This is a genomic window from Mycobacterium colombiense, assembly GCF_001665835.1.
In the GTDB taxonomy this organism is placed as follows: Bacteria; Actinomycetota; Actinomycetes; order Mycobacteriales; family Mycobacteriaceae; genus Mycobacterium; species Mycobacterium colombiense_A.
In genome coordinates, this window is the sequence record NZ_LZSX01000035.1 from 116,788 (window position 1) to 139,222 (window position 22,435).

Below are 22,435 nucleotides of genomic sequence, written 5' to 3' on the forward strand. Positions count from 1 at the left end.
GAGTCTACTTGGCCAGCAGCGCGAATGGTTGTAACGCCTCCCAGGCAAGCAGTATGCCCGCCGCTGACGCGGCGGGCATACCGTCTGTACCTAGCTTGAGTGAGGTGTTAGCTCGCGTACGACCGTAGCCGGTCGGCGCGCTCCCCGTTGCGGAGTTTGGACATTACGTCCCGTTCGATTTGGCGGACCCGCTCGCGGGACAGGCCGAACAGCTTGCCGATCTGGTCCAGGGTGCGCGGCTGGCCGTCGTCCAGGCCGAAACGCAACCGGATCACCTGGTGCTCACGCTCGTCCAGGGTGGCCAGCACGCTGCGGATGTCGGTGTGCAGCAGCTCGGCGATCACCGCGTTCTCGGCGGACATCGCCTCGGCGTCCTCGATGAAGTCGCCCAGCGGGGCCTCCTCCTCGGAGCCGACGGGCATGTCCAGGCTTACCGGGTCGCGACTGTGCTCGAGCAGGTCGTTGATCTTCTCGACCGGGATGCCGGACTCGGCGGCAAGTTCCTCGTCGGTCGCCTCGCGGCCCAGGTTCTGGTGCATCTCGCGCTTGATCCGCGCCAGCTTGTTGACCTGCTCCACCAGATGAACCGGCAGCCGGATGGTGCGGCTCTGGTCGGCCATGCCGCGGGTGATGGCCTGACGGATCCACCACGTCGCGTAGGTCGAGAACTTGAAACCCTTTGTGTAGTCGAACTTTTCCATCGCGCGGATCAGCCCGAGGTTGCCCTCCTGGATCAGATCCAGCAGCGGCATGCCGCGACCCGTGTACCGCTTGGCCAGCGACACCACCAGACGCAGGTTCGCTTCCAGCAGGTGACGGCGCGCCGCCTGACCGTCGCGAACCACGGCCTCCAGATCGCGTTTGCGGTTCTCCCCGAGGCGCTTACGCGTTCCAAGCAGGTGTTCGGCGTAAAGCCCGGCTTCGATGCGCTTGGCGAGTTCAACTTCGCCGGCGGCATTGAGAAGTGCCGTCTTACCGATTCCGTTGAGATATACGCGCACCAGGTCCGCTGCGGGGCTTTGAGCATCCAGATCGCCGTCAAATCTGCTCGTGCTGGCGTTCGCCATAGCGACCTCCCGTTCGGCTTTGTTCTGTCATGGAGTTCAACGACAGATCAGCTCTGAGAGTTCCCAGCGATTCGCCATCTCACACGTCTTGACGTGCAGGAATGTGCCGCAGACCTGAGAATGTCCTGAGAAGTCCGCCCGTGCGGTCACCTTCACCAGAAACGACGGCTAGCCGTGATCGATTCCGCCCCCTGCGCCCGGAGGCCACTCCGGCTGCGGGTGCTGCGGGGGCTCGAGCGCACGATGTTCGGCCCGGGGGAAGAGGGGGGTGCGCTGGCGGGCGTTGTCGAACCGGCGCGGCTCGTCGGCGCTGCGCGGCGGCCGGTCATTCGCGATCAGAACGGCCATCCACGGCAACGGGATTGACAGCGCGACGATCGCCAGGGAGATCAGCCCGTTGTGCCACGCGCCGTAGGCGACCGCGGCCAGGATGAGCGCCGGGATCCGGAAAGCCATCAAGGTCAGGTACTTACGGACCCGCGCACGGTGCTGCTCCTCATACGAGGTCGCTGCCGCGGTGATGAGCACTGGGCGGCCTTTGTTGCCGTCAAAGTCATCGAACCCCGGATCGGAGCCGTGCTTCATTTCTCCACTGTCCCACAACTGGCGGATTCCGGCTCGGCCGGTTTCCGGGGCTGCCGGGCAGTGCACAATGTCAGGTATGCAGACCCAAACGATCGAACGCACCGAGACCGACGAACGCGTCGACGACGGGACCGGCAGCGACACCCCGAAGTACTTCCACTACGTCAAAAAGGACAAGATCGCCGAGAGTGCGGTGATGGGCAACCACGTCGTGGCGTTGTGCGGCGAGGTTTTTCCCGTCACCAAGGCGGCCAAGCCGGGCTCACCGGTCTGCCCGGACTGCAAGCAGATCTACGACCGGATGAAGAAGGGCTGATCACCGGGGCGGCTCCGCCGGCGCGACGTCGCGCTGCTGCGTCGCGGGGTTCGCAATCGGGCTGGCGAGGGTCTCCACGGTCCGCTTCAGGGCGGGCGACCGGGTGAACAGCCATTTGCGCAGCCGGTGGGCGTGCGTCCGGGGTGCGGGGAATTCCTCCTGGATGGCCGCGTTGAGTTCGGCGCCGAGCATGATCGCGAAGCCGCCGAAGAACGCGAACAACAAGAACGCGATGGGCGTGGAGAGCGCGCCGTAGGTGTAGCCGGTGCTGGTGATCCACCCCAGGTAGAACCGCAGGCCGAGCGTGGCGGTGACGAACACCGTGGTCGCCAGCATTGCGCCCAGGATCAGCCGGTGCGACGGCAACGGCTCGGGGAGTGCGACCCGGTACAGGATCATCACCCCGATCGTCAGACCGACAATCAGCGCCGGGTAGTAGCCGTAGCGCAGCACGTTGGACAGGCCCAGCGGGATGTGTTCACCCACCTTGCGCGGGCCCATCACCACCAGCGGCGCCGTGGCCACCACGAACACCAGCATCACCACGTAGAGGAACAGGGCGAACAGGCGCTGGCGCACCGGGTGGCGCAACGGCGTCTGGTCATGCGCCTCGACCACGGAGTCGACGAACGCCGAGATGGCCGACGACCCCGCCCACAACGAGATGATGAACCCCAGTGACACCACCTCGCCGCGGGCGTTGTTGGCGATGTCCCGGACGGTCGGCTCGATGATCTCGTTGACCACGCTGCGGGAGAACACGCTGTGTGCGGTCGAGATCAGCTGACGCAGGATGCTGGGCAGCATGTCGGGGCCGAACAGCGGCGCCACATAGGCCAACGTGCCCAGCATCCCGAGCAGCAACGGCGGCAGTGACAACGCCGACCAGAAACCAGCCTGAGCCGACTCCGAGAAAATCGAGTCGTCCCAACTCTTGGACAGGGTCCTCAGGGTGATTCGCCAAATGTGGTGGCGCGACGGTTTCGCGACCTGCTCGCTCATACCCGTCCAGCATTACCGAAGATCGCTCGCACCGCCCACATTGGCGATGGGCGAGTTCGCTGCGGCTAGCTTTCGCTGAACTCCAGCACGGCGTCCAGCTCGCTCAGCTTCGCCTCGTGCTCGTTGGCGTGATGCTGGCAGAAGAGAAGCTCAAGACCGGAAGGCAGCTTGGCGCGTACCCGAGCCGCAGCACCGCAGCGGTCGCAGCGGTCGGCACGGGTCAGTTCTGGACTCGTCAGAGTTGCATTCATGGCTTCTCCGTTCTCGTACATTCACTTTCTCAGACGTATGGCGTTTTCGCCTTGTTCCCCGATCGTTATCGGGTGTGTCGTTTCTCACGGGCTGGTCAAGTTTGGTTTGGGCGGTCTCTAGGGTGTCGAAGTTGTGACCTTCGTTCCTGACACCCTGGTGCACCTGTGCGGAACCGAGCAGTGGGTGCAGGCCCGCCGACGAGGCGCAATTTACCCGGACGCCGGGAGCGGTGGCGAGTTCATCCATCTGTCGGCGCCCGAGCAGGTGCACCTGCCGGCCAACCGGCTCTACCGCGGTCGTGACGACCTGGTCCTGTTGCACATCGACCCGGCCCGGCTTGCCGCGCCGGTGCGGTGGGAGCCGGGGGTGGCAACCGATCCCGAGTCGATGTTGTTCCCGCATCTGTACGGCCCCCTGCCGGTGGCCGCTGTGATCCGGGTCACCGCCTACCCGCCGGCCGGCGACGGCTCCTTCGCGCCGATCTCGGGCGACGGGGAGTCGACGTAGGCGTCGGCCTCGATCTCCACCAGCAACTCGGGCGCGATCAGCGCCGACACCTCGACCATGGTCGCCGCGGGGCGTATCGCACCGAAGACCTGCTCGTGCACGGCTCCCACCTCGCGCCAGCGCGAGATGTCGGTGACGTAGATGCGGGTGCGCACCACGTCGGTGAGCGCGGCGCCCGCTTGGTGCAAGGCAATCTCGATGCGGCGCAAAGCATCTCGTGCCTGGGCGGCAATGTCACCGGCGGGCCCGGTGCCGGTCGTCCCGGCCACCGCCACATGCGGACCGACCCGCACCGCGCGCGAGTAGCCGACCGCCAATTCGAAGTCGGATTCCGACGAGACGAGGGTGCGGTCCGCTGACATGGACGTCACCGTACGGCGCCCGCGCGGCGAGCGCAGCCGAATTTCAGCGCCCATCGAGATGGCGTGTGGGGCAACCTCTTTCGATCGACGGCCGCCTCGGCTAGTCGAGGTAGTCGCGCAGCACCTGCGAGCGGCTGGGGTGGCGCAGCTTCGACATCGTCTTGGACTCGATCTGGCGGATGCGCTCACGGGTCACGCCGTAAACCTGCCCGATCTCGTCCAGGGTGCGCGGCTGGCCGTCGGTGAGACCGAAGCGCAGCCTTACTACGCCCGCCTCGCGCTCCGACAACGTCTCCAGTACCGACTGCAGCTGGTCCTGCAGCAGCGTGAACGACACCGCGTCCACCGCTACCACGGCCTCGCTGTCCTCGATGAAGTCGCCCAGCTGGCTGTCGCCCTCGTCGCCGATGGTCTGGTCCAGCGAAATCGGCTCGCGGGCGTATTGCTGGATCTCCAGCACCTTTTCGGGCGTGATGTCCATTTCCTTGGCCAGCTCTTCGGGCGTGGGCTCGCGGCCCAGGTCCTGCAGCAGCTCGCGCTGGATACGGCCCAGCTTGTTGATGACCTCGACCATGTGCACCGGGATGCGGATGGTGCGGGCCTGGTCGGCCATGGCGCGGGTGATGGCCTGACGGATCCACCACGTCGCGTACGTGGAAAACTTGTAGCCCTTGGTGTAGTCGAACTTCTCGACCGCGCGGATCAGGCCCAGGTTGCCCTCCTGGATGAGGTCCAGGAACGCCATGCCGCGGCCGGTGTAGCGCTTGGCCAGCGACACCACCAGTCGCAGGTTGGCTTCCAGCAGGTGGTTCTTCGCGCGATCGCCGTCGCGGCAGATCCACACCATGTCGCGGCGCTGGGCGGCGGGCAGCTTGTCGCCGCGCTCGGTCAGCTCGGTCATCAGCTGCGTGGCGTACAGCCCGGCCTCGATCCGCTTGGCCAGCTCGACCTCTTCCTCGGCGTTGAGCAGCGCGACCTTACCGATCTGCTTGAGGTAGGCGCGAACCGAGTCGGCGGAGGCCGTCAGCTCGGCGTCTTTGCGGGCCTGCCGCAACGCCTCGGATTCGTCCTCGTCCCACACGAAATCGCCGGAGGCCTTGTCCTTTTCGCTGGGCTCGGCGATTTCCTCGTCGTCCTCCGCGGCGGCCACGGCGGCCTTGGCGGCGGGCTTCGCGGCGACTTCTTCCTCGCCCTCGACCTCGACCTCGACCTCGGCCTCGTCGGAGTCTTCGCCGTCGGACGCTACCTCCTCCTCGAGGTCGTCGAGGCTGAGGTCGGCCTCGATCTCGAGTTCTTCGCCCGGCTCACCCTCGAGGTCGGGTTCGTTGTCGAGATCCTCGACGGCACCGTCGGAATCGAGGGCGTCCGGATCCGCCGGCCCGCCCTTGGCCGCTTTGGTGCCGCGCGCCGACGGCGCCTTGGCGCCCTTGGCCGCGGCGCGGGTCTTCTTGGGGTCGGCGGCCGCGTCGTCGTCGGACTTGGTGGACGGCGATGCTGCCTTGGCCGCCCGCTTCGCGGGTGCCGATCCGTTGGCGGCCTTGGCCGCCGGTCGCTTGGCGGGGGACGACGGAGACTTCGTGGCGGTGCGTTTCACCGGCCCATCCGTCGCCGGGCTTGCTTTCGTCGCTGCCACTTACACCCCTTCGTTTGGGCTCACCTTCGGTGGGTATTGGGCATGGTTAACCGAAAGTGTCTGCTATGTCGATGTCGGCGTTGGTATCAGCGTGGTAGGTGCACGCTATCGGTTGGGCGTTCGCCGAGGACCATTGTAACGACAGTGCGCGGTACTACGGCTCTGCCGGGCGAAATCAGTGGGTCACGTCCGAGGTGGCGGCCATGGCCGCGCCGACGATCCCGGCGGTGTTGAGCAGGGCCGCGGCCACCACCGGGGTGCGGTTGGTCAGCAGCGGCACCCATTTGTCCGCCTTGCGGCTGATCCCGCCGCCCGCGATGAACAGATCCGGCCACACCGCGTTCTCGATGCTCACCAGCACTTTGGTCACCTGCCTGGCCCACTTTTCGTAGGACCAGTCGTTCTTCTCCTTCACCGAGGACGCCGCCCGCTGCTCGGCCTCCTTGCCGCCGACCTCGAGATGGCCCAACTCGGTGTTTGGTATCAGCGTCCCGTTGTGAATCACCGCGGAGCCGATCCCGGTGCCGAAGGTCAGCAACACCACCAGGCCCGACTGGCCCTTGCCCGCGCCGTAATGCTCCTCGGCCAGCCCGGCCGCGTCGGCGTCGTTGAGAACGGTGACTTCCTGACCGTTCAGCTCGGCGCTGATGATGTCGCGCGCGTTGGTGCCGATCCACGCCTTGTCCACGTTGGCCGCCGTCTGCACCACGCCGTGGGTGACGACTCCGGGATAGGTCACGCCGAGCGGACCGGTCCACTCGAAGGCGTTGACCACCTGGGCGATGATCTTGGCCACCGCCGAGGGCGTCGCGGGCTGTGGGGTCAGCAGCTTGACCCGCTCGCCGATCAGCTGCCCGGTCTCCATGTCGACGATGCCGCCCTTGATGCCACTGCCGCCGACGTCGACGCCGAATCCGAGACGCTGCGGCCTGCCGTCGGCGATGGCGGTGCCGGGCGTGTCCGTGGTCGAGTCGGTGCTGGTCATCGAATCTCCTCGGCGTGACAGGGCTGTCCGCCCACCTTAGCGCCGTGGCCATGTCGCCCGTGGCGTCTGCGCGGCCGTCGCGACTGTGATGCGATAGACCGGTGACCCCTTCCGATGACGAGCTCGTACGGCTGCGCTCGGTCGCCGAAACCCTGGCCACGGAGGCCGCCGCGTTCGTGAGGCGTCGGCGGGCAGAGGTTTTCGGCGCCGACGCGGCCGGCTTGCAAACCCCAGACAGTGGTGCGGTGCGCTCGAAGAGCACCCCGACCGACCCGGTGACCGTGGTCGACACCGAAACGGAGCGGCTGTTGCGCGACCGGCTGGCCGAATTACGGCCAGGGGAACCAATTCTCGGCGAGGAGGGCGGCGGGCCCGCCGATCCGGCGGGCACACCGGCCGGATCGGTCACCTGGGTGCTCGATCCCATCGACGGCACAGTGAATTTCGTCTACGGCATCCCCGCCTACGCGGTGTCGGTCGGCGCACAGGTCAACGGCGAGTCGCTGGCCGGGGCGGTCGCCGACGTCGTCGGAAACCGGGTGTACTCGGCGGCGCTGGGCCTGGGTGCGCATGTCACCGACGACGCGGGGACGCAGCCGTTGCAGAGCTCCGCGGTCGACGATTTGTCAATGGCGTTGCTGGGCACCGGTTTCGGCTATTCGCGGCAGCGCCGCGCGGCGCAGGCGGCGTTGTTGGCCCGGATGCTGCCGGTGGTCCGCGACGTCCGTCGCATCGGTTCGGCCGCACTGGATCTGTGCATGGTCGCCTCGGGCCGGCTCGACGCCTACTACGAGCACGGGCTGCAGGTGTGGGATCGCGCCGCCGGTGCGCTGATCGCCGCCGAGGCCGGGGCCCGGGTGGTGCTGCCCGCGCCCGGCGCGAACGGGGCCGGCCTGGCGCTGGCCGCCGCGCCCGGCATCGCCGACGAGTTGCTGGCCGTCCTGGAGCGCTTCAACGGCCTGGATCCGATTCTGGATTGACCCGCCGCGTCAGCAGCTGCTGGCGTGAATCTTGGCCAGCAGAGTGGGATCTGAGGGCTCGGTGGCGCCGGGACGCAGGGTGGCGAGCACCGCGTCGATGTCGTCGTTGTGGGCCAACGCGCTGAAGTCGGTGCCCAGGGACAGGTCGACGGAATCGTCGGCGCGGTTGTCGTTGAACAGCTCGGTGCACGGCGCCACCAGCCACACGGCCGCCGCGGTGGCCTGTCCGGCGGTGCCGAACCGGATTTGACCCTGGCAGGTGAGTCTGGTGCCCGCATAGAGGGGGTCGTTGGCGGCGGTCGGCTGCGCGAAGCCGAGGTCTTTCATCGCCCCGGCGACATCGCCGGCCTGCCCGCCCCGGCCGCTGGCGTTGAGGACGCGAACCTTGGTGTCGGCGAGTTTGGCGGGTGTGACGTCCATCATGGCGCTGCGCGACACCTGCTCACCGAGCTGGGCCGGCGCCGACCCGGCCGCCTCTGGCGGGGGATTGCACACCACGGCCTCGTGCACCTTGGCGGGCCGCGTCAGCGCGATCGTCCAGATCACGCCGGTGGCCACCGAGAGAAGCGCCACGACGACGATGGCCGGCCGGGGGTTGCGTCGCCGAAAAGGCCGACCGTGCTTGTCAAAGGCTGTACCCTCGGTGATTTGCGTGACCACAGCTGCACTCTAGCCGCACGCTAAACCCACTGTTCAGACACGAGCGCAAGGGTAAAAATAGGGGTGTGATGCAAATCACACCTTAATGGGCCGGGATACGGGCACGAATCGTTTGGTGGATGCGTTCGACGCTGGTACAAAGCGATGCTTGGATAACGAGGGCATGTGAGGGGATAGGGCAATGCCTACCGACTATGACGCTCCACGGCGTACCGAGACTGACGACGTTTCGGAGGACTCGCTGGAGGAGCTCAAAGCGCGACGGAACGAGGCGGCTTCGGCCGTCGTCGATGTCGACGAATCTGAATCCGCTGAGAATTTTGAACTCCCTGGTGCCGACCTGTCTGGTGAAGAACTGTCGGTGCGTGTGATCCCGAAGCAGGCGGACGAGTTCACCTGCTCGAGCTGCTTTTTGGTGCAACACCGCAGTCGGCTGGCCAGCGAGAAGAACGGCGTGATGATCTGTACCGACTGCGCGGCCTGATAGCTGCCCTCACTGTGTCAGGGCCGACAGCACCCGCTCGGGGTGACGGCAGCTCACCAGCCAGTACGGCGTCGGATCGTCCGGATCGTCGAGTACCGCCAGGATCATCGGCCCTACCCATGCCCTGTGCAGCACGTACGCCGCTGGGTCGAGTTGGCGCCCCAGGGCTGCGGACTTGGCCGAGGCCGCTATCTCCGCAGACCGGGAGATCACGGTGACCGGCAGATGCGCCTGGCCGGCCCACAGCTGCACCTCGCCCGGCGCCGCCGGGTCGGCGGTGACCCGGATCTCGATGCGGCCCAGCCACAGCAGCGCCGCGGCCGCCACCGCGAACAGGGTCGCGTACGGCCACCAGGACGACTGGCGGGTGACCCCCATGTTGAATTCGAAAGCGATGATGCCGGCCAGCGCGAAGGCCGGTGGCCACCACCACCACGGAACCCACAATCGTTCGCGATACCGCACGTTGTGCGGCGCGACGCGCGTATCGGACACGCAGTCAAGGGTAGTCTGTGGCCCCGTGTCGACCAGTCTGGCCATCGTCCGTCTTGACCCCGAGCTTCCGCTGCCCGGCCGCGCCCACGAGGGCGACGCCGGGATCGATCTGTTCAGCGCCGAAGACGTCAAATTAGAACCCGGGCGGCGCGCCCTGGTGCGGACGGGGGTCGCGGTCGCCATCCCGTTCGGAATGGTCGGCTTGGTGCATCCACGCTCGGGACTGGCTGCGCGAGTTGGACTTTCGATCGTCAACAGTCCGGGTACCATCGACGCGGGCTATCGCGGCGAGATCAAGGTTGCGCTGATCAACCTGGACCCGACCGAGCCGATCGTGGTGCACCGCGGCGATCGCATCGCCCAGTTGTTGGTGCAGCGAGTCGAATTAGTGGAGTTGGTCGAGGTGTCGTCGTTCGACGAGGCCGGGCTGGCCGAAACATCCCGTGGCGATGGTGGTCACGGTTCCTCCGGCGGACATGCGAGTTTGTGATGGCATTCGGTAAACGCACACCCAAAGACGACGACGCCTCCGGCGCCGACACCTCGGCGGCCGACGAGGTCGGGGCCCCCGACGCCGACCAGCCGACTCCCGACGAGCTCGAGGGCCCGTTCGACATCGAGGACTTCGACGACCCCGCGGTCGCGGAGCTGGCGCGGCTCGACCTGGGCTCGGTGCTGATCCCCATGCCGGAGGCCGGCCAGCTGCAGGTCGAGCTGACCGAAACCGGTGTGCCGAGCGCGGTCTGGGTCGTCACGCCCAACGGGCGCTTCACCATCGCCGCCTACGCCGCGCCCAAGACCGGCGGCCTGTGGCGCGAGGTGGCCGGCGAGCTCGCCGAATCACTGCGCAACGACTCGGCCCAGGTCAGCATCAAGGACGGCCCGTGGGGTCGCGAGGTGGTGGGCACCGCGACCGGCGTGGTGCGCTTCATCGGCGTCGACGGCTACCGCTGGATGATCCGCTGTGTCATCAACGGCCCGCACGAGACGATGGAGGCCCTGGAGCAGGAGGCGCGAGCGGCCTTGGCGGACACCGTGGTTCGGCGCGGCGACACGCCGCTTCCGGTACGCACACCGCTGACCGTGCAGCTGCCCGAGCCGATGGCGCAGCAGCTGCGCGAGGCCGCCGCCGCGCAACAGGCCGCACAGCAAGACACTCAACAGGCCGAGGGGCAGCAGGCGCCGACCAACGAACCGGCCGCGCGCCGCAGCGTCGACGGGTCGGCTATGCAGCAGCTGCGCACCACCACCGGCGGCTGAGCCGGCTACAGGTCGGCCAGCGCGCCCAGGCAGGCCGCCCCCAGGGCGGCCGGGTCCGCGCCGATCTGATGCAGCGTCACCGTCCGCAGCGCCGCGCGCGGCGCGGCGGCGACCCAGTCGAGCCCGGCCTGCAACGGATGGATCGGATCGTCGACCGCGGACGCCACGCCCAGCGGCGCGGCCAACCCGGCCAGCTCGTCGCAGCTCGGCGCGACGTAGGTGGCCGCCTCCTCCATGGCGTCGGGCAGATGCGGCCATTGGGCGCCCCACGACCGGGTCAGCTCGTCGGCCAGCCAGGCCGGGCTGGATGCCCGCATCTGGGTCGTGGTCGCCGCCAGCCCGTCGGCGCGCAACTGTGACGCCGAATACCGCGCAGCAAGGGCCGCGGGCGCGGCCCCGGGAGCGCCCGCCCAGGCCGGCAGCGCGGCCAGCACCGCGACCGTCCGGTCGGGATGGGCCAGCGCCCAGGCGGCCGCCACCGCGGCGCCGATCGAGACCCCGCCCACAGCGATCGGCGCTTGGTGGCCCGCGTCATCCAGCGCCCTCAGGTAGCCCTCGATCAACCGGTCGGGCCGCGGCCGCGGGGTCACCAGCAGCGCGCCGAGCTCGGACAAGGGACCGGAAAATGCCCGGTGAACGTAGTCGTCGTCGGAGCCGGTTCCGGGCAACAACACCGTCGTGACACCGCGCAGATCGACCACCACCTCTTGATAGTGCCCCGCCGTTCAGTTGCCCTCCAACACGACGTTTGAGTCGGTTGGCGCTGGGGAACCAAGAGGTCTACGGTGTCCGTTGGCATAAATGGAAGCGTCGAGGCTTATCAGCATTGTCAGGAGTGGCCATGAGGGCCCAAGGGTATCTGCGCCGGCTGACCCGTCGATTGACGGAGGATCCGGAGCAGCGCGACTCGGAGGAACTGTCCGACGAGGTCGCAAGCACCGGCGCGCAACGGGCGATCGACTGCGAGCGTGGCCAAGAGGTCACGATGGTGGGGACGCTCCGTAGCGTCGAGTGCAACGGCAGGGCCTGCGCCGGCGGAGTACGCGCAGAATTGTTCGACGGCAGCGACACCGTCACGCTCGTATGGCTGGGACAGCGCCGCATCCCGGGCATCGACTCGGGCCGCACCCTGCGAGTGCGTGGACGCCTCGGCAAGCTGGAGAACGGAACCAAGGCGATCTACAACCCGCACTACGAAATTCAGCGGTGACCGACCCCGAAGATCTTGGGGCAACCCCGCGGGACTCGGGCGCATCGGAACAAATGACCTCTAACCGCATCAACCCGGAACGTCTGCTGGCACAGGCAGGCGGGGTCAGTGGTGTCATCTATTCGTCGCTGCCGGTGGTGGTCTTCGTCGTCGCCTCGAGCGTGTCGGGACTGGTTCCCGCGATCATGGCCGCGCTGGGTGTGGCCGCGCTGATCCTGGTGTGGCGGTTGATTCGACGCGAATCCCCACAGCCGGCGTTCTCCGGCTTCTTCGGTGTCGCGCTGTGCGCACTGATCGCCTACGTGCTGGGGGAGTCCAAGGGCTACTTCCTGCTGGGCATCTGGATGTCGCTGGTGTGGGCCGTGGTGGTCGCGGCGTCGGTGCTGATCCGCCGTCCCCTGGTCGGCTACGGGTGGAGCTGGGCCGCCGGGCGTGGTGACGGCTGGCGCGAGGTTCCCCGGGCCGTCTACGCGTTCGACGTCGCCTCGGTGGGCTGGGTGCTGGTGTTCGCCGCCCGGTTCGTGGTTCAGGGACTGCTGTACGACGCCGACCGGACCGGCTGGCTGGCGGTGGCGCGGATCGCGATGGGCTGGCCGCTGACCGTGCTGGCCGCGTTGGCCACCTACGCGGCGATCAAGTCGGCGCAACGCGCCATCGCCGCCGCGGGTGCCTCGGCGGTCGACGTGGAACCCGGCGCCGTCACCGACTGATCAGCCGCCGGCCGGGTTGTGGCTGCCCAGCAGCAGCTTCTGCAGGTCCTCTTCCGCCTCGGCGACCGCGACGAACAGCAGCTCGTCACCGCCCTCCAGCGGCTCATCCTCCTCGGGCACGATCACCCGCGGGCCGCGCAGGATCGTCACCAGCGAGGTGTTCCGGGGCAGTTGCAGTTTGCGCACCGGCTTGCCGCCCCATGGCGTGTCGTCGGGCAGCGTGATCTCGACCAGGTTGGCCTGCCCCTTGCGGAACTCCATCAGCCGCACCAGATCGCCGACGGCGACGGCCTCTTCGATGAGCGACGCCAGCATGCGCGGCGTCGACACCGCCACGTCGACCCCCCACGCGTCGGTGAACAGCCATTCGTTGCGGGGATCGTTGACCCGCGCCACCACCCGCGGCACCGCGAATTCGGTTTTGGCCAAAAGGCTTAGCACGACGTTGGCCTTGTCGTCGCCGGTCGCGGCCACCACCACGTCGAACTCCTGCAGGTGCACCGACTCCAGCAGGCTCAGTTCGCAGGCGTCGCCCAGTCGCCAGTGCGCGGCCGGGATGGCGTCGACGTCGACGTGATCGGGATTACGTTCGATCAGCGTCACATCATGGCCGTTGCCGATGAGTTCGCGGGTGACCGATCGGCCGACCGCCCCGGCGCCGGCTACAGCTACTTTCATCTGCGCCGCTCCTCAACGCTCGAATTCATCACAGGTCTTCACTGGGTGGCAGGGCGGCAATGGCCACCGCCTCGGCGGCGCGGCCGGAGATCGCGGCGACATACACCTGGTCGCCGGCCTGGATAACCGATTTGGGTTCCGGCAACACGCCGGCCCCGAACCGGATGAGGAACGCGACCCGGGCGCCGGTGGCCTGCTCCAGGTCGGTGACCCGATGCCCGATCCAGTCCTCGTGCAGGACGACCTCGGACACGGCGACGGTGCCGGTCGGATCGCGCCACTTGGCCGTCTCGGTCTCACGCAGCAACGCGTTGAGCAGGCGGTCGGTGGTCCAGGGCACGGTCGCGATGGTGGGAATGCCCAGCCGCTCGTAGACCTCGGCGCGTTTGGCGTCGTAGATGCGGGCCACCACCCGCTTGACGCCGAACGTCTCCCGGGCCAGCCGCGCCGAGATGATGTTGGAGTTGTCTCCGGAGGACACCGCGGCGAACGCGTCCGCTTCGTCGATGCGGGCCCTCAGCAGCACATCTCGGTCGAATCCCTGCCCCAGCACCCGCTCGCCGGCGTATTCGGGGCTGAGGCGATTGAACGCGGTGCTGTCACGGTCGATGACCGCGACGTCGTGACCGATGCGGGAGAGCCCGTCGGCGACCGAAGAACCGACCCGGCCGCAGCCCATCACCACTACTCGCAACTTGAGGTCCTCTCGGCCGCGTCCTGCGCCCTTCACCGGCAACCCACGTCGGCCGGCCGTTTCGGTCGGCGAACATTCTCCTACGAACGCTACCGCCAGGGCCGTCTGGGCTTACTCTTGGCTCTCGTGTCCAAACTTTCAACCGCCACCCGTCGGTTGCTTATCGGTCGGCCGTTTCGCAGCGACCGGCTGAGTCACACGCTGCTGCCCAAGCGGATCGCCTTGCCGGTGTTCGCCTCCGATGCACTGTCCTCGGTTGCGTACGCGCCCGAGGAGGTCTTCCTGATGCTCTCGGTGGCCGGGGTGACGGCGTACGCGCTGACACCGTGGATCGGGCTTGCGGTGGCCGCGGTCATGCTGGTGGTGGTGGCCAGCTACCGGCAGAACGTTCACGCCTACCCGTCCGGCGGCGGCGACTTCGAGGTGGTCACCACTAATCTCGGCGACACCGCCGGGCTCGTGGTCGCCAGCGCGTTGATGGTGGATTACGTTCTGACCGTTGCGGTCTCGACGGCCTCGGCGATGGCGAACATCGGCTCGGCGATCCCGATCGTGGCCCAGCACAAGGTGTTCTTCTGTGTGGTGTCCGTCCTGCTGGTGATGGCGCTGAACCTGCGTGGGGTGCGCGAGTCCGGGTTGGCGTTCGCCATCCCGACCTATGCGTTCATCATCGGCGTGCTGGTGATGATCGGCTGGGGTCTGTTCCGGATCTTCGTGCTGGGCAATCCGCTGCGGGCCGAATCCGCCGGATTCCAGATGCACTCCGCGCACGGCCAGGTCGTCGGTTTCGCGCTGGCGTTCTTGGTGGCGCGGTCGTTCTCGTCGGGGTGTGCGGCGCTGACGGGTGTCGAGGCGATCAGCAACGGGGTGCCGGCGTTTCAGAAACCCAAGTCGCGCAACGCGGCGACCACCCTGCTGATGCTGGGCGGCATCGCAGTGACCCTGCTGATGGGAATCATCGTGCTGGCCCAGCAGATCGGGGTTCAGCTCGTCGAGGATCCCGCGACGCAACTGGGCGGGGCGCCGAAGGGTTACTACCAGAAGACCCTGGTCACCCAGCTGGCGCAAGCGGTGTTCGGCAGCTTCCATATCGGGTTCCTGCTGATCGCCACGGTAACCGCCCTCATTCTGGTGCTGGCGGCCAACACCGCCTTCAACGGGTTCCCGGTGCTCGGCTCGATCCTGGCGCAGCACAGCTATCTGCCGCGCCAATTGCACACCCGCGGAGACCGATTGGCGTTCTCCAACGGCATTCTGTTCCTGTCCGGGGCGGCGCTGCTTGCGATCATCGCGTTCCGCGGCGAGGTCACCGCCCTGATTCAGCTGTACATCGTCGGCGTGTTCATTTCGTTCACCCTGAGTCAGATCGGCATGGTGCGGCACTGGACCCGGTTGCTGCGCAGCGAAACCGATCCGCGGGCGCGGCGCAAGATGATGCGCTCGCGGGTGGTCAACACGGTCGGATTGCTGTCCACCGGCGCGGTGTTGCTGGTGGTCCTGGTGACCAAGTTCGCATCCGGGGCGTGGATCGCGCTGTTCGCGATGGGCCTGCTGTTCGGAATCATGAAAATGATTCACCGGCACTACAACACCGTGAACCGCGAGCTGGCGGAGCAGGCTGCCGCCCAGGACGACGTGGTGCTGCCCAGCCGCAATCACGCCGTGGTGCTGGTGTCGAAGCTGCACCTACCGACGCTGCGCGCGCTGGCCTACGCCAGGGCCACCAGGCCCGACGTTCTGGAGGCCGTGACGGTCAGCGTCGACGACGGGGAAACCCGCGAGCTGGTGCACAAGTGGGAGGAAAGCGATATCAGCGTCCCGCTCAAGGTGATCTCATCGCCGTATCGTGAAGTCACCCGTCCCGTCCTGGAATACGTCAAGCGGGCCCGGGAAGAGTCGCCCCGCACCGTGGTGACGGTGTTCATCCCGGAGTACGTGGTGGGCCACTGGTGGGAGCAGGTGCTGCACAACCAGAGCGCCCTTCGGCTCAAGGGCCGGCTGCTGTTCATGCCGGGCGTCATGGTGACTTCGGTTCCGTGGCAGTTGAGTTCGTCGGAACGGCGCAAAACCCTGCAGCCGCATGTGGCGCCGGGTGACGCTCGTCGGGGAATCTTCGATTGACCCGCGAATCGACCCGCGCGCCGCGCGCAACTCCGCCCCCCGTGGGGGAGCTGACCCTGACCACCGATGCCCCGGCCAACGGCGGCAGCTGCGTCGCGCACCACGAAGGCCGTGTGGTGTTCGTCCGGTATGCGTTGCCCGGTGAGCGGGTGCGTGTCCGGGTCACCGCGGATCGCGGATCCTATTGGCACGCAGAGGTTATCGAGGTCATCGACGCGGCGCCGGGCCGTATCGCATCGCTGTGCCCCATCGCCGGGGTGGACGGCGCCGGCTGTTGCGACATGGCGTTCGCCGATCCCGAGGTGACCCGCACGCTCAAGGCCGATGTCGTGGCCAACCAGCTCGAGCGCCTCGGCGGGCATGCGTGGAGCGGCGAGGCCCAGCCGCTGGCGGATTCCGCGCCGACCGGGTGGCGCACCCGCGTTCGGCTCGACGTAGGCCCCGACCGTCGCCCGGGCTTTCACCGGTACCACAGCGATGATTTGGTGACCGACCTGCGTTGTGCGCAGCTGCCGGCGGGCATGCTCGACGGGCTCGCCGACCTCGAGTGGCCGCCGGCCGCCCAGCTGCACGTGGCCGTCGACGACGACGGCGCGCGCCACGTGGTGCGCACGCTGCGGCAGGGCAGGCAGACCGCGACCAAGGTGGTGGAGGGTCGCTACGAGGCGGTGCAGCGAGTGGCCGGGCGCAGCTGGCAGGTGCCGGTGACCGCCTTCTGGCAGGCGCACCGCGACGCGGCGGGGGTATACAGCGAGCTGGTCGCCGACTGGGCGCAGCTGGGCACCGGCATGCGCGCATGGGATTTGTACGGCGGCGCAGGCGTTTTCGCCGCGGTGCTCGGCGATGCCGTGGGCCCGTCCGGGCGCGTACTCAGCGTCGACACCTCGCGCGCGTCGACCCGCGCCGCCCGGGCCGCCCTGGCCGATCTGACGCAGGTGCACATCGTCACCGACTCGGTGCGGCTTGCGCTGGCCGCGCAGCGCGGGCGTGCCGACGTGGCGGTCTTGGATCCGCCGCGGGCGGGGGCCGGGCGCGAGGTCATCGATCTGCTGGCCGCCGCCGGCATCCCGCGGGTGGTGCACATCGGTTGTGAGGCGGCATCTTTCGCCCGCGACATCGGGATCTACCTCGGGCACGGTTACACCGTCGAGAAGATCAAGGTGTTCGACGCCTTCCCGCTGACGCATCACACCGAATGCATCGCGCTGCTGACCCGGCGCGCTTAGCCGAACACGAAATACCGCAACCACAGGTAGAGCGCCGACAGCGCGACCGACACCGCGGTGACCACTATGCCTTTGCGGGTGAACTCCCAAAAGGAGATGGGACTGTCTGCGCGCCGGGCGATTCCGAGGATGACGACGTTGGCGCTGGCTCCGACGGCGGTGAGGTTGCCGCCGAAGTCGGTGCCCAACGCCAGGGCCCACCACAAGACGCCCGGGTTGACGTGGTCGTTCAGGGCTGGAATCAAATCGGCGACGATCGGTGCCATTGTCGCGGCATAGGGAACGTTGTTGACGATCCCGCTGATCAGTAGCGACACCGTGAGAATCACCATCGTTGCGACCAAGGTGTTGCCGGCGGTGGCGGTGACCGCCACGTGCGCGAGCTGTTTGACGACACCAGTCTTCACCAGGGCGCCCACCATGATGAACAGACCCGCAAAGAACAGCAGCGTGTCCCACTCGACACTGGACAGGTAATCGGAATGGTCCAGCTTGGACACCACGACGAGGACGCCGGCGCCCAACAGCGCCACCACCGAGGGGTCCATATGCAGCGGCGAGTGCGCCACGAACGCCGCAAACACCGCGACCAGGACCGCGCCGCACGTGATCAACAGCCGGGGATCGCGGATCGCCTCGCGCTCCTCCAACGACATCACGTCGGCAACCCGCTCGGGATCGACGGTGAAGGCACCGGGAAACAAGCGCGGCAGCAACAGGATCAACACGACCATCACGATGGCCACGATCGGCGCCAGATGGATCAGGAAGTCGTTGAAGGACAGGCCGCCCTTGCTGGCGATGATGATGTTGGGTGGGTCGCCGACCAATGTCGCCGTGCCGCCGATGTTCGATGCGAAGGCCTCGGCCATCAAAAACGGCGCCGCGTTGATCGCCAGTCGGTCACACACCAACAGCGTCACCGGCGCGATCAGCAGTACCGTGGTGACGTTGTCCAGCAGCGCCGACGCGACCGCGGTGACCGCGACCAACAGGATCATGACTCGCAGGGGGGAGCCGCGGGCGCGTTTGGCCGACCAGATCGCGACGTACTCGAACACACCGGTCTGGCGCAGCACGCTGACGATGATCATCATGCCGAAGAGCAAGAAGATGACGTCCCAGTCGATTCCGGTGCTTTGGGAGTAGAAGATGTCTTCGGATCTGATGATCGGTAATAAGACAACGATCGCGGCGCCCGTCAGCGCCACCAATGTCTTGTTGATGCGGTCGCTGGCTATCAGGGCATAAGCGACCAAAAACACGACGATCGCGATGACGCTCATCGCTTTTCCCGCGCCCGCACACCTTTGATCGAGAAATTGTTTGAAATCAAGGCTTCAGCGCCGCCTCGAGCACACGCGACGCCGTGATCACTCCAATTAGCTTGCGGTCCTTGACCACCGCGACCAGCGGGCTTCTCAGTCGAGCCATCAGCGCCGCCACCTCGATGATGGTGTCGTCGGCTTTGGCCGGCGGTATGTCCACCAGATGGTCGGGCAGCACGTCGCGCACCTTCTTGCCGCTCAACTTTTCCGCGCAGCGGTCCGCCATCGGCTCGTCGAGGACACCGGCCAGTGAGGGATCGTCCTGTACATAGCGGGGCACGATGAATCGGACCACCTGGGAAGCGGGGAGCACCGCGTAGGGGCTCCCGGAGGCGTCGGTGACCAACAGGCCGGGCAATCGGTGCTCAGCGAGCATGCGCGCCGCGGCCAGCGCCTCCGTGTCGACGCTGACTACTGGAAAATCCTCGGCGATCTGCTCGGCGCGCATGCTGTGACGATACGACCGCACATCGCGTGTGGTGTGGTCGACGTCAAGGCTCATGGCGGCACTCCGGGGTCGGGGACAGCTCGGAATTCATTGCCGACCAGGCTTCCCGGCTCACCGCGCATTGACGCTACCAAAGGTGCGGCCGGGGCGGCGGATGACGGAAATGGTGGACTTCTAACGGGACCACGCCGCGGGCGCTGCGTACACTGACTGGATGCTGGAACAGATCCGCGGGCCCGCTGATCTGCAGCACCTTTCCCAACATCAGCTTCGCGATCTGGCCGCCGAGATTCGCGAGTTCCTGATTCACAAGGTTGCTGCCACCGGGGGACACCTGGGGCCCAATCTGGGCGTGGTTGAGCTGACGCTCGCCCTGCACCGGGTGTTCGACTCACCCCACGATCCGATCATCTTCGACACCGGCCATCAGGCCTACGTCCACAAGATGCTGACGGGCCGCTCCCGCGAGTTCGAGAACCTGCGCAAGAAGGGCGGGCTGTCCGGGTATCCGTCGCGTGCCGAGAGCGAGCACGACTGGGTGGAGTCCAGCCACGCCAGCGCGTCGTTGTCCTACGCCGACGGCCTGGCCAAGGCCTTCGAACTCAGCGGGCACCGCAACCGGCACGTGGTCGCGGTTGTCGGCGACGGCGCGCTCACCGGCGGCATGTGCTGGGAGGCGCTGAACAACATCGCCGCCTCGGGCCGCCCGGTCATCATCGTGGTCAACGACAACGGCCGCAGCTATGCACCGACGATCGGCGGTGTTGCCGACCATCTCGCCTCGCTGCGGCTGCAGCCGGCCTACGAGCAGGCCCTGGAGAGGGGCCGCGACGCGCTGCGCGCGCTGCCGCTGGTCGGCAAGATCGCCTACCGCGTCATGCACAGCGTCAAGGCCGGCATCAAGGACTCGTTGTCGCCGCAGCTGATGTTCACCGATCTGGGCCTGAAGTACGTCGGCCCCGTCGACGGTCACGACGAACGCGCGGTGGAGGCCGCGCTGCGGCACGCCCGCGGCTTTGGCCGCCCGGTGATCGTGCACGTGATGACCCGTAAGGGGATGGGCTTCGCCCCGGCCGAGGACGACGAGGCCGAGCAGATGCATTCCTGCGGCGTCATCGACCCGGTCACCGGCCAGGCGACCAAGATCGCCGGACCCGGCTGGACGGCAACGTTCTCCGACGCCCTCATCGGCTACGCCCGGAAGCGCCGCGACATCGTGGCCATCACCGCGGCGATGCCCGGCCCGACCGGGCTGACCCCGTTCGGGCAGCAGTTCCCGGACCGCTTGTTCGACGTCGGCATCGCCGAGCAGCACGCGATGACGTCGGCGGCCGGCCTGGCCATGGGCGGCATGCACCCGGTGGTGGCCATCTATTCGACGTTCCTCAACCGGGCCTTCGACCAGATCATGATGGACGTGGCGCTGCACAAGCTGCCCGTCACCATGGTGCTCGACCGGGCCGGCATCACCGGTTCGGACGGCGCCAGCCACAACGGCATGTGGGACATGTCGATGCTGGGCATCGTGCCCGGCATGCGGGTGGCCGCACCCCGGGACGCCACCCGGTTGCGCGAGGAACTCGGTGAGGCGCTCGACGTCGACGACGGCCCCACGGCGCTGCGCTTCCCCAAAGGTGATGTGGGCGACGACATTCCGGTGATCGAGCGCCGCGGATCGGGCATCTCGGGCGTCGACGTGCTCGCGGTCCCGGCGGCCGGGTGTAACCACGACGTGCTGCTGATCGGCGTCGGCGCGTTCGCGCCGATGGCGCTGGCGGTGGCCAGGCGGCTCCAGGACCAGGGGATCGGCGTCACGGTCATCGACCCGCGCTGGGTGCTGCCGGTCTCGGAGAGCGTTCTGGAGTTGGCGGCCCAGCACAAGCTCGTCGTCACGTGCGAGGACAACGGCGTCAACGGCGGGGTGGGCTCGGCGGTGTCGGCCGCCCTGCGCCGCGCCGAGATCGACGTTCCGTGCCGCGATGTCGGGCTGCCGCAGCAGTTCTACGAGCACGCTTCGCGCGGTGAGCTGCTGTCGGATCTGGCGCTGACCGACCAGGACGTGGCCCGCCGCATCACCGGTTGGGTCGCCGCGCTGGGCAGCGGTGTCACCGAAGCGGGGATCCGCGAGCACCTCGACTAGTCAGCGGGCGCGGGCGGGGCCTGCAACGCGCGGGCCAGAACCGGATCCACCAATTCCCGCTGCCACGGCCGCGCCTGTCCGGCGCGCAGGAACGTCTCGACGGCGTCGAACGGATCGGGCGCGGGCGCCCAGTCCCAGCACAGCCGTCGCACCAGGTCCGGCGAGACCAGGTTCTCGGTGGGGACGTGGACCCGCTCGGAGACCTCGGACAGCGCCGCGCGCGCGGCTTCCAGCCGGGCGGCGGCCTCCGGTTTGCGCCTGCTCCACCGCGCCGGCGGCGGCGGACCGTTCGGCGGCTCGCTGTCCTTGGGGGGGTTCTTGTTCCGCCGGGCCTCATCCAGCGCCCCCAGCCACGTCGCGGCGCTGCGCCGCTGGTTGCGCCCACCGAACACCGGCAACGCGACGAGTTCCTCGACGGTCGTCGGGTTGGCCAGGGCCGCATCGATGATGGCCGAGTCGGGCAGGATGCGGCGCGGCGCGATGTCGCGGCGCTGCGCGATGCTGTCGCGCGTCAACCACAGTTCGCGGACCGCGGCCAGGCCCCGCTGATCGCGCACCCGGTGGATGCCCGACGTTCGCCGCCACCGGTCCCGGCGCACGGCGGCACCCGGATCTTTCGTACCCGCGTCGCGCAGGTAGTCGAATTCCTGTGCGGCCCAATCGGTTTTGCCCTGATCGGCCAGGACATCGGCGATCGCGGCGCGCAGCTCGATGAGCAGTTCCACATCCAGCGCGGCGTAGTTGAGCCATTCGCCGGGCAGGGGCCGTTTGGACCAGTCGGCCGCGCCGTGCCCCTTGGCCAGCCCGAACCCCAGCAGCCGCTCGATCATGGTCGCCAGGTTCACGCGTTCGAACCCGGCCAGCCGTCCGGCGAGTTCGGTGTCATACAGCGCCGGCGGCCGCATACCCACCTCGGCCAGGCACGGAAGGTCCTGGTCGGCCGAGTGCAGGATCCATTCGTCGCTGCCCAGGACCTCGGCCACCGGCCGCAGGGCCTGCAGCGGGTCGGCGCCGTGGCTCACCGGATCGATCAGCACGGTGCCGGAACCGGCTCGGCGGATCTGGATCAGGTAGGCCCGGTTGGAGTAACGGAAACCCGACGCCCGCTCGGCGTCCACCGCGAACGGCCCGTGCCCGCGGTCCAGTCGCTTCGCCGCGGCCTCGATCTCGTGCACGCTGACCGAGATGGGCGGGACGCCCCCGGAGGGCTGCCGGAGCGGGGTGGGGGCGGGGTCGGTGCCTAGGTCGCCGGGCGCGCTGCTGCCCGGCCCGTCGGCCGACGGTTCGCCCAT

At 67.9% G+C, this 22,435-nt stretch carries 26 protein-coding genes; 11 read left to right on the forward strand and 15 right to left on the reverse strand.

What is annotated here, in order from left to right; all coding sequences use genetic code 11:
- Positions 1-107: 107 nt before the first annotated feature.
- Together sigB and A5760_RS08625 are read right to left on the reverse strand one after the other, a co-directional pair.
- Complete coding sequence (gene sigB / locus A5760_RS08620; protein ID WP_064879658.1) at positions 108-1,067, reverse strand: sigma-70 family RNA polymerase sigma factor SigB; 960 nt, start codon at positions 1,065-1,067, stop codon at positions 108-110.
- A gap of 168 nt (positions 1,068-1,235) precedes the next feature.
- Complete coding sequence (locus tag A5760_RS08625) at positions 1,236-1,670, reverse strand: DUF3099 domain-containing protein (protein WP_155764258.1); 435 nt, start codon at positions 1,668-1,670, stop codon at positions 1,236-1,238.
- 58 nt (positions 1,671-1,728) lie between these two features.
- Between A5760_RS08625 and A5760_RS08630 the strand changes: the two genes are divergently transcribed.
- Positions 1,729-1,968 (forward strand): DUF3039 domain-containing protein, encoded by a 240-nt coding sequence (locus tag A5760_RS08630; RefSeq protein ID WP_064879665.1) that lies wholly within the window; start codon positions 1,729-1,731, stop codon positions 1,966-1,968.
- Here A5760_RS08630 and A5760_RS08635 read toward each other — a convergent pair whose 3' ends face one another.
- Together A5760_RS08635 and A5760_RS08640 are read right to left on the reverse strand one after the other, a co-directional pair.
- Positions 1,969-2,970 carry a YihY/virulence factor BrkB family protein gene (locus tag A5760_RS08635; protein ID WP_064879667.1) on the reverse strand — a complete coding sequence of 334 codons (1,002 nt, stop codon included), beginning with the start codon at positions 2,968-2,970 and terminating at the stop codon, positions 1,969-1,971.
- A 65-nt stretch (positions 2,971-3,035) separates the two neighbouring features.
- Positions 3,036-3,221: a DUF7455 domain-containing protein gene (locus A5760_RS08640; RefSeq protein ID WP_064879797.1), complete on the reverse strand. Its 186-nt coding sequence runs from the start codon at positions 3,219-3,221 to the stop codon at positions 3,036-3,038.
- 133 nt (positions 3,222-3,354) lie between these two features.
- Between A5760_RS08640 and A5760_RS08645 the strand changes: the two genes are divergently transcribed.
- Positions 3,355-3,729, forward strand: a complete 375-nt coding sequence (locus A5760_RS08645) for a DUF952 domain-containing protein (protein WP_064879669.1) — start codon at positions 3,355-3,357, stop codon at positions 3,727-3,729.
- On the opposite strand, the gene A5760_RS08650 is transcribed toward A5760_RS08645, so the two are convergent.
- The 3 genes from A5760_RS08650 to ppgK form a co-directional block, all read right to left on the reverse strand.
- Entirely contained in the window at positions 3,669-4,091 is a 423-nt protein-coding gene (locus A5760_RS08650; RefSeq protein ID WP_064879799.1) for a RidA family protein, read from the reverse strand. The genes A5760_RS08645 and A5760_RS08650 overlap by 61 nt on opposite strands.
- A 100-nt stretch (positions 4,092-4,191) precedes the next feature.
- The gene (locus tag A5760_RS08655; RefSeq protein WP_155764259.1) at positions 4,192-5,724 is read right to left on the reverse strand and encodes an RNA polymerase sigma factor; all 1,533 of its coding nucleotides are present in this window, start codon (positions 5,722-5,724) and stop codon (positions 4,192-4,194) included.
- 175 nt (positions 5,725-5,899) lie between these two features.
- Entirely contained in the window at positions 5,900-6,709 is an 810-nt protein-coding gene (ppgK, locus tag A5760_RS08660) for a polyphosphate--glucose phosphotransferase (protein WP_064879673.1), read from the reverse strand.
- A 101-nt stretch (positions 6,710-6,810) separates the two neighbouring features.
- On the opposite strand from ppgK, the gene A5760_RS08665 reads away from it, so the two are divergent.
- Positions 6,811-7,689, forward strand: a complete 879-nt coding sequence (locus A5760_RS08665) for an inositol monophosphatase family protein (RefSeq protein WP_064879675.1) — start codon at positions 6,811-6,813, stop codon at positions 7,687-7,689.
- Between the two features lie 9 nt (positions 7,690-7,698).
- On the opposite strand, the gene cei is transcribed toward A5760_RS08665, so the two are convergent.
- Positions 7,699-8,349, reverse strand: coding sequence for an envelope integrity protein Cei (gene cei, locus A5760_RS08670; protein WP_064879677.1), 651 nt, complete (start codon positions 8,347-8,349; stop codon positions 7,699-7,701).
- A 181-nt stretch (positions 8,350-8,530) separates the two neighbouring features.
- Between cei and A5760_RS08675 the strand changes: the two genes are divergently transcribed.
- A complete protein-coding gene (locus A5760_RS08675; RefSeq protein ID WP_036468275.1) occupies positions 8,531-8,833 on the forward strand; it encodes a DUF4193 domain-containing protein in 303 nt (100 codons plus the stop codon).
- Between the two features lie 9 nt (positions 8,834-8,842).
- Here the strand turns inward: A5760_RS08675 and A5760_RS08680 are convergent, their stop codons facing one another.
- Positions 8,843-9,328, reverse strand: coding sequence for a DUF3093 domain-containing protein (locus A5760_RS08680; protein WP_064879679.1), 486 nt, complete (start codon positions 9,326-9,328; stop codon positions 8,843-8,845).
- 25 nt (positions 9,329-9,353) lie between these two features.
- On the opposite strand from A5760_RS08680, the gene dut reads away from it, so the two are divergent.
- A complete protein-coding gene (gene dut, locus A5760_RS08685; protein ID WP_064879681.1) occupies positions 9,354-9,818 on the forward strand; it encodes a dUTP diphosphatase in 465 nt (154 codons plus the stop codon).
- Positions 9,815-10,588, forward strand: coding sequence for a DUF3710 domain-containing protein (locus tag A5760_RS08690; protein ID WP_064879683.1), 774 nt, complete (start codon positions 9,815-9,817; stop codon positions 10,586-10,588). The genes dut and A5760_RS08690 overlap by 4 nt, the downstream gene beginning before the upstream one ends.
- Positions 10,589-10,593: 5 nt before the next feature.
- Here A5760_RS08690 and A5760_RS08695 read toward each other — a convergent pair whose 3' ends face one another.
- The gene (locus A5760_RS08695; RefSeq protein ID WP_064879685.1) at positions 10,594-11,292 is read right to left on the reverse strand and encodes a hypothetical protein; all 699 of its coding nucleotides are present in this window, start codon (positions 11,290-11,292) and stop codon (positions 10,594-10,596) included.
- 137 nt (positions 11,293-11,429) lie between these two features.
- Here A5760_RS08695 and A5760_RS08700 point away from each other — a divergent pair, with 137 nt between their 5' ends.
- A complete protein-coding gene (locus A5760_RS08700) occupies positions 11,430-11,798 on the forward strand; it encodes an OB-fold nucleic acid binding domain-containing protein (protein ID WP_064879687.1) in 369 nt (122 codons plus the stop codon).
- Positions 11,799-11,851: 53 nt separating this feature from the next.
- On the forward strand, positions 11,852-12,508 hold the full coding sequence (locus A5760_RS08705; protein ID WP_064879688.1) for a DUF3159 domain-containing protein: 657 nt from the start codon (positions 11,852-11,854) through the stop codon (positions 12,506-12,508).
- Here A5760_RS08705 and A5760_RS08710 read toward each other — a convergent pair whose 3' ends face one another.
- Both A5760_RS08710 and A5760_RS08715 read right to left on the reverse strand, forming a co-directional pair.
- Positions 12,509-13,186 carry a potassium channel family protein gene (locus A5760_RS08710; protein ID WP_064879690.1) on the reverse strand — a complete coding sequence of 226 codons (678 nt, stop codon included), beginning with the start codon at positions 13,184-13,186 and terminating at the stop codon, positions 12,509-12,511.
- A 28-nt stretch (positions 13,187-13,214) separates the two neighbouring features.
- Positions 13,215-13,880 carry a potassium channel family protein gene (locus tag A5760_RS08715; protein WP_142279296.1) on the reverse strand — a complete coding sequence of 222 codons (666 nt, stop codon included), beginning with the start codon at positions 13,878-13,880 and terminating at the stop codon, positions 13,215-13,217.
- Between the two features lie 126 nt (positions 13,881-14,006).
- Between A5760_RS08715 and A5760_RS08720 the strand changes: the two genes are divergently transcribed.
- Complete coding sequence (locus tag A5760_RS08720; protein ID WP_064879801.1) at positions 14,007-16,001, forward strand: APC family permease; 1,995 nt, start codon at positions 14,007-14,009, stop codon at positions 15,999-16,001.
- 41 nt (positions 16,002-16,042) lie between these two features.
- Complete coding sequence (locus tag A5760_RS08725; RefSeq protein ID WP_064879695.1) at positions 16,043-17,227, forward strand: class I SAM-dependent RNA methyltransferase; 1,185 nt, start codon at positions 16,043-16,045, stop codon at positions 17,225-17,227.
- Here A5760_RS08725 and A5760_RS08730 read toward each other — a convergent pair.
- Together A5760_RS08730 and A5760_RS08735 are read right to left on the reverse strand one after the other, a co-directional pair.
- Positions 17,224-18,513: an SLC13 family permease gene (locus A5760_RS08730; protein ID WP_064879697.1), complete on the reverse strand. Its 1,290-nt coding sequence runs from the start codon at positions 18,511-18,513 to the stop codon at positions 17,224-17,226. The genes A5760_RS08725 and A5760_RS08730 overlap by 4 nt on opposite strands.
- Before the next feature lie 46 nt (positions 18,514-18,559).
- Entirely contained in the window at positions 18,560-19,003 is a 444-nt protein-coding gene (locus A5760_RS08735; protein WP_064879803.1) for a CBS domain-containing protein, read from the reverse strand.
- A gap of 214 nt (positions 19,004-19,217) precedes the next feature.
- On the opposite strand from A5760_RS08735, the gene dxs reads away from it, so the two are divergent.
- Positions 19,218-21,143 carry a 1-deoxy-D-xylulose-5-phosphate synthase gene (dxs, locus tag A5760_RS08740; RefSeq protein WP_064879699.1) on the forward strand — a complete coding sequence of 642 codons (1,926 nt, stop codon included), beginning with the start codon at positions 19,218-19,220 and terminating at the stop codon, positions 21,141-21,143.
- On the opposite strand, the gene A5760_RS08745 is transcribed toward dxs, so the two are convergent.
- Entirely contained in the window at positions 21,140-22,435 is a 1,296-nt protein-coding gene (locus A5760_RS08745) for an HRDC domain-containing protein (RefSeq protein ID WP_064879701.1), read from the reverse strand. The genes dxs and A5760_RS08745 overlap by 4 nt on opposite strands.

Bases quoted from the DNA above. Each gene is read 5' to 3' on its own strand.
- dxs (WP_064879699.1), top strand. From the start codon at position 19,218: ATGCTGGAACAGATCCGCGGGCCCGCTGATCTGCAGCACCTTTCCCAA.
- A5760_RS08710 (WP_064879690.1), bottom strand. From the start codon at position 13,186: ATGAAAGTAGCTGTAGCCGGCGCCGGGGCGGTCGGCCGATCGGTCACC.
- A5760_RS08640 (WP_064879797.1), bottom strand. From the start codon at position 3,221: ATGAATGCAACTCTGACGAGTCCAGAACTGACCCGTGCCGACCGCTGC.
- A5760_RS08675 (WP_036468275.1), top strand. From the start codon at position 8,531: ATGCCTACCGACTATGACGCTCCACGGCGTACCGAGACTGACGACGTT.
- A5760_RS08630 (WP_064879665.1), top strand. From the start codon at position 1,729: ATGCAGACCCAAACGATCGAACGCACCGAGACCGACGAACGCGTCGAC.
- A5760_RS08745 (WP_064879701.1), bottom strand. From the start codon at position 22,435: ATGGGCGAACCGTCGGCCGACGGGCCGGGCAGCAGCGCGCCCGGCGAC.
- ppgK (WP_064879673.1), bottom strand. From the start codon at position 6,709: ATGACCAGCACCGACTCGACCACGGACACGCCCGGCACCGCCATCGCC.
- A5760_RS08635 (WP_064879667.1), bottom strand. From the start codon at position 2,970: ATGAGCGAGCAGGTCGCGAAACCGTCGCGCCACCACATTTGGCGAATC.
- A5760_RS08700 (WP_064879687.1), top strand. From the start codon at position 11,430: ATGAGGGCCCAAGGGTATCTGCGCCGGCTGACCCGTCGATTGACGGAG.
- A5760_RS08730 (WP_064879697.1), bottom strand. From the start codon at position 18,513: ATGAGCGTCATCGCGATCGTCGTGTTTTTGGTCGCTTATGCCCTGATA.
- A5760_RS08705 (WP_064879688.1), top strand. From the start codon at position 11,852: ATGACCTCTAACCGCATCAACCCGGAACGTCTGCTGGCACAGGCAGGC.
- A5760_RS08735 (WP_064879803.1), bottom strand. From the start codon at position 19,003: ATGCGCGCCGAGCAGATCGCCGAGGATTTTCCAGTAGTCAGCGTCGAC.
- A5760_RS08650 (WP_064879799.1), bottom strand. From the start codon at position 4,091: ATGTCAGCGGACCGCACCCTCGTCTCGTCGGAATCCGACTTCGAATTG.
- sigB (WP_064879658.1), bottom strand. From the start codon at position 1,067: ATGGCGAACGCCAGCACGAGCAGATTTGACGGCGATCTGGATGCTCAA.